At 39.8% G+C, this 12744-nt stretch carries 10 protein-coding genes; 8 read left to right on the forward strand and 2 right to left on the reverse strand.

Annotated features, from left to right (window positions below; translation table 11 throughout):
- Nucleotides 1–99: 99 nt before the first annotated feature.
- Genes P1X15_RS11320 through P1X15_RS11335 form a run of 4 tightly spaced genes read left to right on the forward strand, consistent with a single transcriptional unit; the run spans nt 100 to nt 2837 of the window.
- Nucleotides 100–708: a hypothetical protein gene (locus P1X15_RS11320; RefSeq protein WP_157585686.1), complete on the forward strand. Its 609-nt coding sequence runs from the start codon at nt 100–102 to the stop codon at nt 706–708.
- Nucleotides 705–1163 carry a membrane protein insertion efficiency factor YidD gene (yidD, locus tag P1X15_RS11325; RefSeq protein WP_277338234.1) on the forward strand — a complete coding sequence of 153 codons (459 nt, stop codon included), beginning with the start codon at nt 705–707 and terminating at the stop codon, nt 1161–1163. The genes P1X15_RS11320 and yidD overlap by 4 nt, the downstream gene beginning before the upstream one ends.
- Nucleotides 1160–2011 (forward strand): hypothetical protein, encoded by an 852-nt coding sequence (locus tag P1X15_RS11330; RefSeq protein WP_277338235.1) that lies wholly within the window; start codon nt 1160–1162, stop codon nt 2009–2011. The genes yidD and P1X15_RS11330 overlap by 4 nt, the downstream gene beginning before the upstream one ends.
- Nucleotides 1956–2837: a hypothetical protein gene (locus P1X15_RS11335; RefSeq protein ID WP_277338236.1), complete on the forward strand. Its 882-nt coding sequence runs from the start codon at nt 1956–1958 to the stop codon at nt 2835–2837. Before P1X15_RS11330 ends, P1X15_RS11335 begins: the two co-directional genes overlap by 56 nt.
- 37 nt (nt 2838–2874) lie before the next feature.
- On the opposite strand, the gene P1X15_RS11340 is transcribed toward P1X15_RS11335, so the two are convergent.
- Nucleotides 2875–3318: a TM2 domain-containing protein gene (locus P1X15_RS11340; RefSeq protein ID WP_277338237.1), complete on the reverse strand. Its 444-nt coding sequence runs from the start codon at nt 3316–3318 to the stop codon at nt 2875–2877.
- Between the two features lie 80 nt (nt 3319–3398).
- Nucleotides 3399–3920, reverse strand: a complete 522-nt coding sequence (locus tag P1X15_RS11345) for a hypothetical protein (RefSeq protein ID WP_277338238.1) — start codon at nt 3918–3920, stop codon at nt 3399–3401.
- 284 nt (nt 3921–4204) lie between these two features.
- Here P1X15_RS11345 and cmk point away from each other — a divergent pair, with 284 nt between their 5' ends.
- From cmk to P1X15_RS11365, 4 genes are all read left to right on the forward strand, one after another.
- Complete coding sequence (gene cmk / locus P1X15_RS11350) at nt 4205–4912, forward strand: (d)CMP kinase (protein WP_277338239.1); 708 nt, start codon at nt 4205–4207, stop codon at nt 4910–4912.
- Nucleotides 4909–5979 (forward strand): FAD-binding oxidoreductase, encoded by a 1071-nt coding sequence (locus P1X15_RS11355; protein ID WP_277338240.1) that lies wholly within the window; start codon nt 4909–4911, stop codon nt 5977–5979. The genes cmk and P1X15_RS11355 overlap by 4 nt, the downstream gene beginning before the upstream one ends.
- An 85-nt stretch (nt 5980–6064) precedes the next feature.
- Nucleotides 6065–9280 carry a hypothetical protein gene (locus P1X15_RS11360; protein WP_277338241.1) on the forward strand — a complete coding sequence of 1072 codons (3216 nt, stop codon included), beginning with the start codon at nt 6065–6067 and terminating at the stop codon, nt 9278–9280.
- Nucleotides 9281–9772: 492 nt separating this feature from the next.
- Nucleotides 9773–12744, forward strand: a 2972-nt coding sequence (locus tag P1X15_RS11365; RefSeq protein ID WP_277338242.1) for an SdrD B-like domain-containing protein, incomplete at its 3' end; no start/stop codon positions are given.

Genomic DNA, 12744 nt, shown 5'->3' on the forward strand with positions numbered 1-12744 from the left:
GATGTGGAGAATACAATGTTAAGAAAAATTGTCTTACTAATGCTGTTGCCTTTTTTTTGTTATGCTCAAAATGTAAGAAAAGTAAGCGCAACAATGACAATGAGAACGGCTCACAAGGGAAAAACAACTAATACCCGAGCGGAGCTTTGTTATGCTACTTCGGGTCGAATGGTAACCAAATTTCCCAAGCCAGCCGAGTTGTATGTAATCAACAATCTGAATGGTGAAATGCGTGTTTATGACCCTTCGAAAAACACGGTTTTGCAACAACAAAACCCCACAAATAGTACTGAAACTACCCAGTTTTTCTATTTTTTACACAATCGTAAAGCAGATTTGGGGCTTTCTAGCATGGGATTTAGTTTAGGACAAACAAAATTTGAAAATGGCGTTATGATCACTACTTGGAAGTCACCAGCGCCTGTAGCTAAAAATATAAAAAGGGTAGAACTTGTTCATAAAGGTCAAAATCCAATTTTTATGAAATATGTAGACCCCAATGAACGTACCATCAAAAAAGTCTACTATTACAATTACACTAAGCTGGGAGTAGTAGATTTTCCAACTACGATTACTCAAATAGACTACCTTACCGCGAGTGATTCTATCGTTACAAAAACGGCTTATGGAGCCCTAAAAGTGAATGACGAAGTAGAATCTAATTTGCTAGATTTTAATATTCCTGCCAACGCCAAAGTGATTAAATGAACATAAGAGTGGTATTCTTTAAAAAAATATTGCTACTGCTATTGTTAGTATTTGGGTCGAATCTTTATGCTCAAACTTCAGATTTAGAACTTTTAGCAGAATCAGGCTCTGATCCTGTTGTCAAATTTGGGCAAGTTCAAAAATCTAAGTCCAAACCTTTTATAAGATTTAATCCTTTATATTGGCTCCTCAATGGGGCTTTGACGGGTTATCAAAAAATCATTTCGCCCCAACTTTCGGCTGACTGCTTATATGAACAGTCGTGTTCTCGATTTAGTAGAGCTGCCATTCAAGAATTTGGCATTTTTAAGGGAATTGCGCTAAGCGCGGATCGTATTTCGAGATGTAATAGGGTAGCGGCCACGAGTATAGAATTGATAAGAATTTCGCCTCAAACTGGACGTGTAATAGATACACCTCAGATGTATCGTGTCAATAGCCCTAATGTAAAATGATACATATCCCTTCCTTTAAGTGGGTATGTTTTAATTACCTATTCTTCTTCATTTTTGGTTCAAACCTATTATTTGGACAGCAATCAGACTCACTTTTTGTTGAATATTTATTCGAGAAAAAGTATTATGCCGATATCATTAGATGGACGGAGCAAAAAGGCCAAGCATTTTCTTACTACAGAGGCCTTGCTTTTTATAATCAACAGCAAATTGACTCGGCTATTTACAGTTTTGACAAACTTCCTGTAGGGCATCCGTCCTTTATAAAATCACGTTTTTTGGTGGGATTTGGACAAGCATTCCTGAAGAAATATGGGATGTCTTACCAAACTTTTACTCAAAGTAAAGTAGAAGATACCCTTCAAAGCGCACTTAAAAATTTTGAATTGGCGGGTTTGGCATTACTTCAAAGAGACACCTCTGCGTTTGCAGCATATCAAAAAAACTTTAAGGGAAACTTTTTTGCTTTTAGCCAAGAAGAAGAAAAGTTGAAAGAAATTGATGTTTTGATTCGTAAACATAAAAAAAAGTCTCCTTGGCTTGCGGGAGCGATGTCGGTTGTTGTCCCAGGCAGTGGAAAGATATATGCTGGAAAAACGGGCCAAGGAATCATTACTTTTATTCAAAATTTAGCTTTAGGCTTACAAGCATATGAAGCGTATCGTCGGGATGGGTGGAAGAGTCCAAGATTTATAATTTATGGAGGGCTTTTTACTTTTTTTTACGTAGGAAATGTATGGGGGAGTACCCTCAGTGTGCATATTCGTCAGCAGGAGTTTAATGATAAAATGAATGGACAAATTTTGCTTAATATGCAAACTCCTTTGCGGGTTGTGTTTGGTCAGTAGTATGGTATGTGGGCAATCTTTGCTGAGGGCAGATAGCCTATTAAGAGAAAATAACTATGCTTTAGCGGCGGTATATTATGAAAAAGCTCTTTTTGAACAAAGTACTCAGCCCATAGTATCGGTAGAAGCGTATCGGGTACTTCAAAATAATTTGTTACATAAAAAAATTCAATGCCAAAAATCCCTCCGGGTATTTGAAGAGGCATGGGAAACTGCTCAGAGATTTGATTTAAACGAACTCAATGATACGCTCACGTTTAAATATCGTTATGAAACTACGCTATGCGGGTATTTGAGCGGGCACTACGAAGAAGCTTATGGACAGCTTCAGCAAACGCGCTATTATGTTCAGGATACTACTTTGACAGAAGGGTTAAAAATTATTGAAATTATGCTGTTGAATGAGCTAGGGCATTGGGAAGAATCAAAGGCGGCATTTCGAAAATACGCGGCTCAGAATCAATTATTTTTAGATGTTGACAACTTATACCGAGAAGTAAAGAAAAAGCCTAAAAGTGCCGATAAAGCACAGTTATTATCTTTTATTTTTCCAGGTCTTGGACAAGTATACGCAGGCTATCCAGCCAAGGGGATTGTATCGATGGGGCTACAGGCTTTTGCTCTTAGTTTTGGGGTGTACCATGTGTGGCATCGATATTATTTTATTGGCTTTTTTACAGGAGCGGGCTTGTTTCAGTCTTTTTATTTTGGAGGTGCTAGAAGGGCTGGTATCATGGCTGAAGAAACAAACCGGAAAAGAAAAGCAAGACACAATCAAAAAATGAGGAGTCTACTGGTAGATACCGAAAACAAAAAGCGGAAGTAGCTCAGCTACTTCCGCTTTTTGTTAAAAAAAGTAGAAATTAATTAGTCCACATGAAGAACTTCTTATTATCTACATAACTATCGAATTTCTTTTCATCAATTACTTCAAGCAACAGCACAATCCAGTCAATAAGGGCTACGATTCCAAGGCCACCGCAGGTTAGGATATAACCTACAATAACACCACCCGCAGTACCAAGATAAGCGCGGTGAATTCCTAAGAATCCAACAACCCAAGCTAAGATGAAAGCAACCGCTGGGTTTTTGTCAGCCATGATTTTAGTTGTTTCTTTTCCTTCGCCACCCATCAAGCTTTCAAGTGCAGTAGCTGCATGTGCATCATTAGTGATGTCCAATTGATCCCCTGAGTTGAGAGTTTGTTCGATTGCTTGTTCGTCAACAAAATACTCAGCTGTAGTAGCATAGCTTTTTCCTACCAGCAATAGTGCGAAGCAAAATACAAGAGCAAATAGTTTTTTCATAATTGTACTTGAAGGATTTATTTTAATGAGCTTCAAAAATAAACTTTACAACTTAAGAAGCCAACGAAAACAGCTTTTTTTTAAAACTTAAATGAAATACCAGCCTGAACCCATGAACCACCAGAACCTAAATCTGCAAAAGCAGAAAGATTATTCGAAATGTTCATGTTAGCACCTACACGAGCAAGCAAATTGACACTAGTGTAGCGGGTCTTAAAGTTATAGCCATAAGCTCTCCAGTATTCATCAGAATATCCGTAACTTCTTAATAAAAGCCCACCTGAAACGTACAAATCAAACTTCTCATCTTTCATGTTGAGAACGTTGTTGAGGTGATAAGTAGCGCGTGGGCCGATTTGAAAGTCTGAGTATCCATAATTAAAAGCTCCAAAACCAATGGTAGGTCTTTCATAACTTCCGTAGAGCCCGATACCAAGATCGTCCATTATTCCATATTCGGCACTTACGTTTGCGCCTATTGAGAATATACCTACTCCAATTCTCACTAATTTATCTCCTTTTGAAAATTGAGCGTTGGCATTAATTTGAAAACATACCATTGCGGTCAAAGCCAGCAATGAACTAAGAAATAGTTTTTTCATGGTAAACTTGTGATTTTAGTAAAACGCTTCAAAGAAAATATAAAAATATGTGTATTGGGATACTCGCACCCTAAAATTTATTATTCGGTATGCAGAGTTCGGCTTACTTGGTAAAGCTAGAAATGTGTGCTTGAAATAACAAATCTTTATCAAATTTTAATCTTTTGGGATATGAAGCACCCGTCTTGATTTGCATAGCTCAATCTTTCCAACAAGTTCGAAAGAGGGTGGCAGGGCATCCTAATTATCTTTCTATATTTGCATTTGAACTTTTTGATGAATAAATGCCAAAGATAATTGTTGCTGTAGACGGCTATTCTAGCTGTGGCAAAAGCACTACTGCCAAAGGCGTAGCAGCTTACCTTGGATATGCCTATATTGATACTGGTGCGATGTACCGCGCTGTGACGCTGTATTTTTATACGCATCATGTGGCTATCACTAATCCCAAAGAAGTGAGTAGAGCCTTAGAAAATATAAAAATAGATTTTAAAAGAAACCAAGAAACAGGCCGTAACGAGACTTATCTCAATGGCTTGAATGTAGAAGACGAAATTCGAAAATTATACATTGCCAATTGGGTGAGTGAGGTAAGTGCCGTGTCGGAGGTACGTAAAGCTATGGTGGCGCAACAGCAGCGCATGGCCCGCAATAGGGGAGTGGTAATGGATGGAAGAGACATCGGGACTGTCGTATTTCCGGATGCAGAACTAAAAGTCTTTATGACTGCCGAGCCAGAGATTAGAGCGCAGCGCCGTCAGATTGAGTTGTTAGAAAAAGGAGAAATGCTCGATTTAGATGATATCTTGGCCAATATCCGTAAACGTGACTTGATTGATACTACCCGAGCAGATAGCCCCTTGAAACAGGCTGAAAATGCCGTACTTGTAGATACCTCTTTTATGACACTTGATGAGCAAATAGACTTGGTGACGCGTTTAGCTGACGAAAAAATCAGTGAGTCAATCAGAAAGAACAATACAGCATTATGAAAGCCGACTATTTGATTGTGGGACAAGGATTGGCGGGCTCCGTACTTGCTTGGACGCTCGATCAGCGTGGGCATCGTGTGTTGATTTTAAATGATTCTTCTTTACCGTCTGCCTCTAAAGCTTCGGCGGGTATCTTCAATCCTTTGACGGGTAAGAAACTAAATCGTACTTGGAAGGCTGATGAGCTTTTTCCTTTTGCGCGGCAATTTTACGGAGACTTGCAACAAAAACTCGGAGGAGAGCTTTTACATTTTTGTGACATCTATCGACCTTTTAGATCTATTGAAGAGCAAAACGCCTATTTGGCCCAAACCGCCGCTCCTTCCCTTGCTAAGTATGTGCGAGAAGAGGCAGAAGATGAAAAATACCGAGATTTTATCGAAAATCCTTATGGTGGACTCCAAATCACCCAGTCTGGCTGGGTAGATTGTGTAAAGGTGCTTGAAAAAATTAAAGAGTATTTTGTTGGAAAAGGACAATATGTAGAAGGGAATGTCAATTACGAAAGTGTTGATTTGGAGACTGAAAAAGTCAAGTATGAAAATATAGAGGTAGAAAAAGTTATATTTTGTGAAGGGTATGAAGCACGTCAGAATCCTTTTTTTAAATGGCTTCCGTTCAATCCTGTAAAAGGCCAAAACCTCATTGCGTTGATAGAAGGCTATCCTATCAATGAAATCATCAATCAGGGCACGTTTGTGTTACCGATGGATGGTAAAGGAAAATGCAGAATTGGAGCTACCTATACGTGGCACGATATTGATTGGCAAACAACTGAGGATGCAAAAGAGTTTTTAGAAGAAAAGGTAAAAACATATTTGAAACCTACTTATCAGATTCTAGAGCAGCAAGTGGGAATTAGGCCCTCTACCAAAGATAGACGCCCTTTGGTCGGCCTCCATCCAGCATATCCTCAACTTGCGATATTTAATGGATTAGGTACTAAGGGAATTACGCTAGCTCCTTACTTTGCAGAACAATTTGCAAAATTTTTAGAATCTGTAGAAGAATTAGACCCTGAGGTGAATATTGAGCGAGTTTTTTCGTTATATTTTCGTTCTGAATAAATAAAAAAGCGATAGAATAACCGTAAATAAACACAAAGACATTTAATACTCAACTCTCTCGCTTTTTGCTGCTAACATATACAATATGAAAAGGTGTTTTATATACAAATTTTGGTTGATGGGGGTGGTAGCTATGTTGTCCCAATCGGTTGGGGCACAAAATTACCCTTCACAAGAGCAGTTTGGTAAAAATAGGGTTCAATACCAACGCTTTGAATGGAAGATTTTAAAAACTAATAATTTTGAAATATATCACTACGGCAATGGTACCCCTCTAGCCACCTTGGCGGCTCAGTATGCAGAGTCTGAATTTGACCGTATCACAGAGGCGTTAGGATATACGCCTTACAACCGTATCAAAATATTCCTTTACAATTCACCGCAGGAGCTGCTACAAAGTAATGTAGGAATGGCTAATAGCACAGACCTCAACGAAACAGAGCTCAATTTGGCTAAATCTCGCCTCGAAATCGCGTTTTCGGGAGATCAAATAAGTTTTCGTAAGCAGCTTATTCGTGAGATTGCGCGGTTGTTTGTCTACGATATGCTGTATGGCGGCAGCCTGAAAGATGCCTTACAGAGTACCTTACTGTTGTCGTTGCCCGATTGGTTTATGTCAGGGATTGCGGCGTATATTGCCGAAGGCTGGAGTCCTGAATTAGACGATTACATGCGAGATGCTATCGTCAATCGTCAGATGAAAAAACCTTCGCTTCTAAATGGCCCTGAGGCTACGCTGATAGGTCAGTCTATTTGGAATTATATTGCCGAACGCTACGGAAAAGATAATATTTCTAATATTCTGAATCTTACTCGTATCATTCGTACTGAGCAAACGAGCGTTGCTAGTACTTTGGGGGTATCATTTTCTCGATTTTTGAAAGAATGGAGAGAGTTTTACACCAATATGGCTACTACCACCAATACCAATTATAAGGCTCCTAGCGGGGATTGGCAGCAGGAGTTGAATTATTCTTTAGGTAATCTTCCCAACAATGCTCGCCTAAGCCTTGATAATCAATATGTGGCAGTTACTAATAAAAAAGATGGGAAGTATAATGTAGAGGTTATCAATACCGAAAAGCGTTCGACTATTACGATTCTCAAAGGTAAATTTTCTTTAGAAAAACGTACTTTCTTGACGCGTGCGCCACTGGTCGCTTGGGGGCGCAACAATGCCCTCGCTATCATATCCGAAGAAAATGGAAGGGTGTTTGTAGAGATTTTTGATATTTTAGATAAGGGAAAATACAAATTACGCCTAACAAGAGAGATTAGGGGGATAAATCAAATTGTCGATTTTGATATTTCGAGTGATGGTTCTATGCTTGCCTTAAGTGCTGATAGCAAAGGGCAAAACGATTTGTTTTTGTTTAACATAGGTCGCTCTTCCTTATTACAACTCACCAATGACCTATATGATGACCGTCATCCGCATTTTGTGGGGTATTCTTCTACAAAGGTTTTGTTTTGTTCTAATCGTCTCAAAGATTCTTTGAGTGTATCAGATAAAGGCTCCTATAAAACGGTCAGAGAAAAAAATACACTTTTTATTCATGATGGCAATCCTAGAGCACAGACCGTCAGGAGAATAGCCGATTCGTTGGGAGTAATTTCGAATCCACGTACAGTTGATGAAAACACTTTTTACTTTTTGTCAGATTATAAAGGGGTCACCAATCTATATAAGTATGAGCTAGATGTAAAGCAGCTTACTCCTATGACTGCGATGAGTCAGAGTATTTTGGACTATGACTATTTGGTGGCGTCGGGGGCTTTTGTGAGTATCAATTGGTACAAAGACAAAGAGATATTGACTTATCAGCGGAAGCTATCGCCAGTAACAGCCGAACACATTCCTACTCCACGTGTACAGAGCATGTCAGGAATATCGGTATACAAGACCGAACAACGAAACAATCCCGTAGCCGATGCAAATATCATCGCCCAAATGGCTAATCCGCGCAAAATGCAGCTAGATTCTGGCGAGATTGATACCGATAATTATGAGTTTGACCCAGAAGTACTGAAAACTTTTGAATATCGTCAAAGAAGGGGTACCTCGGTGCCAAGTATGGCAAACTTACCTATTCGTAATCGCAAACGGGACAACATTACAATCAAAGGTCCTATTAATTATAAAAGCTTATTTATTAGCAATGATGCTACCTCTGATTGGCGAATTGACCCTATCCGTGGATTTGGTTTTGCCCAATCTTTGACGATGAATGATTTGCTCGAAAATCATATCATAAAGGCAGGCTTTTTTTTAGGGCTTCTTAATTTTCGTACCAATAATCTTTGGGCTGAATACAATAATTTGGCGCATAGGATTGATTTTGGGGTAAGAGTAGATCGCCAAAGTTTGTATGTACAACCCCCTGCTAGTCAAAAATATAGATACAATAGAGTGGCCTTTACAGCTTCTTATCCGTTCAACAACAACGCGAGACTTTCCTTGAGTCCATTCTTTGCCGAATCAAGGCTGTTGTACGTAGGAAATGTCAATATCTCCACAGGTGATGCTGCTTCGACTTATCTAGGGGCACGGGCAGAATTTGTATATGATAACTCCCGCATCAATGGGATGAATATGATGGAGGGTACCCGTTTCAAGGTAAGATATGATGTATTTGGTGGTATCAGCAATACAAAAGGATTTAATCGTTTAGCGATTGATTTTAGACATTATCAAAAAATACATCGTGACTTGATTTTTGCTACACGTATTTCGTTTGCCCAGTCGGGTGGGAAAGCCCCCAAGCAGAGTGTTTTGGGAGGAATGGAAAACTGGACTGGAAACAATCAAGAAGGTAGGGTCGTGAATCCTCTCCGTGTGGGTATTAGTCAAAGTACACTTACTCCAATTGATAACCGAGATATTTTCTTTGTAGAGCTTGCAACCAATCTTCGAGGTTTTAATTTCAATAAAGTATCAGGAACAAGCCATCTATTGTTTAATGGAGAGCTTAGGATGCCATTGGTGAAGTATTTTTATAGAGGACCAATTACCTCTAATTTCTTACGGAATTTCCAGCTAGTAGGGTTTACTGATGTAGGTACTGCATGGACTGGCAAATGGCCTTTCAATCGTCAAAACAGTTTGAATACCGAACCGATTAACTTAGACTTCTTTAGTGCGATTGTGACCAATTTTAGAAATCCCTTCTTAGTAGGCTATGGGGTAGGTGCACGTACTATGTTGTTTGGTTTTTATGTGAAGTTTGATTATGGATGGGGATTGGATAATGGAGAAGTCAATAAGCCGATTCCATATCTAACTTTGGGATATGACTTTTAAATAGTATATACTTTAGTATAAAAAAGCCGAGCTCTTATGCTCGGCTTTTTTTATGTCTTTTATAAATCTTGATTCTTACTCTTAAAAGAGTTTTAAACGACATATCGTGCCTTCAAAAAGCTCTTTAGCTAACTCAAAAGGCCCTTTTCGAAGGTAAATTAAGGGAGGCCTTGGCACGGTTTTGGCTAACTCACCCTCACTCTTTTTTTACTACTAAAATAGGCAAATCACCTATAACACCTTTATACGCTTCTATAAAAGATAAGCTAGTTGTTTGTATGTAATGTGTTGTTTTATAGTGCATTATATCTTTTGTTGGAAACTCTGTCAGACTAGCGACAGACTTTGGCATAATTTTAGATACTTCTCAAGTGGGTCAAAGCCTTATTTCATGGCAAAACAGAAGCTTCGATTTCTGAATGGAAAATCGCATACAATAACAACGTATGCTTTTTGACAATGAAATATAATCTAAAACAACAAAAGTGGCAGATGAAATCACAATCTATTACCCCTTCTAATGAGATTTTTGGGTATCAGAGCTCAAGCCTAACGGCAATTTCAGAAAAGACGTTTTGGACTTTTCTAAAGAATTCATTGTCGTGCTTACAGTGGATTATGCCCAATCGAAAACAACCATTTAAGGCTGTACTCATCCAAACGCCTTTTGTTGATGATCTCATAGAAGGAGGACAGAGGGCTTCGTCTGTAAATGTACTGAGTGGAGATTATCACTACAATCTGCCTGGCGCATCACCCCCCACCTGCGATAGCTTAGGCTTCACCCATCAAAATTTTACTCCAAAATATACCTTTTTTCAACCAATTATGTCGCAGATTATGAATCAATTATCCATCTCACCTCCTCCAGATAAGCAGCGAATGCGGGCTCTGGGGGCACGCTTCGATGACAAGTCGAAGCGATGGGTATCGACCTCCCCTCCTTTACCGGATGTGGGGGCAAATTGTCATAAATCAGTGCAACGTACTGATTTACCTTCCTCTGCCCGTTACTTAACACAATCGTTTAAGGCATTTGCGGGTGTGCTAGTGCTGACGTTGTTTACAGCCTTTTCAGCATTGGGGCAAAAAGTAGTAGATATTAAGTTGTCTAAACTGGTTGATAATGCTCAGCCAACGATCGGGCAACAAATCAAGTTTACTATATACGCTAAAAATGAAGGCCCACAAAGTGCAGACTCTGTTATTGTGAGAGATGTGTTTCCCACTGCTGGTGCCACTTTTGGTACTAGTACAGCGACTGCGGGGACTGTTTATACACCAGTTGACGGCAAGTGGGTAATTCCTAGTATTGCTGCTGGTGACTCTGTTAAACTAGAGTTGACTGGAACAGTGACAGGACGTGGCGTTTATTTTAATATAGCTGAATTAGTAGCTTTGGGTTCGAGTAGTGAAGATTCTGACTCAAATCCAGGAAATGGTGATTTAGGCGAGGATGATATTGCAACGGCTTGCTTTTCGGTACCTTTATTATGGTACCCTGGAGATGAGTACACGGTATCATTGTCTGCATTAGGGACTAGCTACTCAAATGTAGTCTGGTCTAAGTTAGGTACGAATGGACTGGTACCTATTACAGGTATTCCAAGTGATAGTGCCTCTGTTTCTAACGATACCCTTACCATAAAAGGTACGGGGCGTTTTTCGTTTACAGCACAAGTAAATACTTCTTGCCCAGCTACCGGGTGTTGTGATATTGTGGTTATTCCTGGGCCTCTTGGCTCTATTGGCGATTTCGTGTGGAAAGACGTCAATGATAATGGTCGGTTAGATAGCGGCGAACCTGGCGTAAGCGGGGTTTTAGTAAGATTGTTCCAAAAAAATGAGGGTGGCACTTTCGTGAAAGTTGACTCTGTCAATACATCCCTTACAGGAGCATATACTTTTGGTAATTTGTTGCCAGGAGAGTATCAAGTTCAGTTTGTAGGTACAAACTTACCAGTAGGCTGTATTCTCTCTCCCAAACAAAACCAAGCTGGGGTACCCGATAGTTTAGATAGCGATGCTAATCCTACCACAGGGTTTAGCCAAATCGTGACTATCGATCCTGAGCAAGGTGGCCTTTTGAAAGACAATCCAACTATCGATGCGGCATTATTTAGCCCGCTTGGTAGCATTGGAGATTTTGTATGGAAAGATTTAGATAACGACGGTATTCAAGACGGAAATGAGCCGGGGGTTAATAATGTACAAATTATATTGTACCAAAAAAACCAAGGAGGCACTTTTGTTCCTATTGATACGACTTTGACTGCGAACAACCCAGTTGGAGGTGCGCCTGGTTATTACTTATTTGACGGCTTGTCGTTAGGAGAATACCAAGTACAAATCGTAAAAGGTAGCTTGCCAGTAGGCTGTGTATTAAGTGATTCTACCAATAAAGGAAGTGATGATACCTTAGATAACGATTTTAATCCTACTACAGGATTGAGTCAAGTCATTGTTATCAATCCTACGTTGGGAGGTATCAATAAAGACAATCCTACTATCGATGGAGCACTTTATAGTCCATTAGGCAGCATTGGTGATTTTGTATGGAAAGATTTGAATGACAATGGTCAGCAAGATTCAGGCGAGCCAGGTGTTCGTAATGTACGAGTTATATTGTGGACAAGCCAAGGAGGTAACCCCTTGACTGCCATTGATACAACCTTTACAGACAACAACGGTTATTACTTATTTAGTAATTTGGTAGGAGGGACTTATCAAGTAATGTTTGATCCAACCAGCTTACCTGATACTTGCCAACTTAGCTTGAATCAGAATGTAGGTTCGGATTTGACAGATAACGATGCGAATCCAACGACGGGTGTAACTGCTCCTATCGTGATTGATCCTACAAAGACAGGAATAGATAAGGATAACTTGACGGTAGATGCCGCTGTAACTAACTTTGACTTAGCATTGACTAAATCATTGGCAGCAGGACAATCGTCAACAGTACAACCAGGCAGCAATGTAACGTTTACTTTGACTGTTAAGAACGAAGGCAGCATGATTGCGACGGCGATTGTGTTGAGAGATTCATTGCCAGTGGGTATGACCTTGAATGATAGCGATTGGACCGCAGCCGGTCAGATAGCTACGTTGAATGTACCTATCGCATCATTGGCACCAGGTGCAAGCACCACAGTAGACATTACTGTAACGGTAAATGCTAACTTCAGTGGTTCAAGCTTGACCAACTACGCACAGATTCAGGATGCGAAAGACAAAAACGGTAATCCAGTAAAAGATAAGGATTCAACACCGGGTAACGGCTTCACAAAAGGTGAAGACGATGACGATGATGAACCTATCAATGTTTCTCCTGCGCCAGTATTTGACTTGGCTTTGTTGAAAAACTTAGCTCCCGGTCAAGCTTCAGTAGTGAACCCAGGTGCGAACGTTACCTTCCGTTTGACAGTAACCAACCAAGGTAATGTACCAGCGACAGCGATTGT

Source organism: Runella sp. MFBS21, from assembly GCF_029433105.1.
Taxonomy (GTDB): domain Bacteria; phylum Bacteroidota; class Bacteroidia; order Cytophagales; family Spirosomataceae; genus Runella.

Coding starts and splice junctions, on each gene's coding strand:
- P1X15_RS11340 (WP_277338237.1), bottom strand. CDS start 3,318: ATGAAAAAACTATTTGCTCTTGTATTTTGCTTCGCACTATTGCTGGTA.
- P1X15_RS11360 (WP_277338241.1), top strand. CDS start 6,065: ATGAAAAGGTGTTTTATATACAAATTTTGGTTGATGGGGGTGGTAGCT.
- P1X15_RS11320 (WP_157585686.1), top strand. CDS start 100: ATGAGAACGGCTCACAAGGGAAAAACAACTAATACCCGAGCGGAGCTT.
- P1X15_RS11335 (WP_277338236.1), top strand. CDS start 1,956: ATGGACAAATTTTGCTTAATATGCAAACTCCTTTGCGGGTTGTGTTTG.
- cmk (WP_277338239.1), top strand. CDS start 4,205: ATGCCAAAGATAATTGTTGCTGTAGACGGCTATTCTAGCTGTGGCAAA.
- yidD (WP_277338234.1), top strand. CDS start 705: ATGAACATAAGAGTGGTATTCTTTAAAAAAATATTGCTACTGCTATTG.
- P1X15_RS11345 (WP_277338238.1), bottom strand. CDS start 3,920: ATGAAAAAACTATTTCTTAGTTCATTGCTGGCTTTGACCGCAATGGTA.
- P1X15_RS11355 (WP_277338240.1), top strand. CDS start 4,909: ATGAAAGCCGACTATTTGATTGTGGGACAAGGATTGGCGGGCTCCGTA.
- P1X15_RS11330 (WP_277338235.1), top strand. CDS start 1,160: ATGATACATATCCCTTCCTTTAAGTGGGTATGTTTTAATTACCTATTC.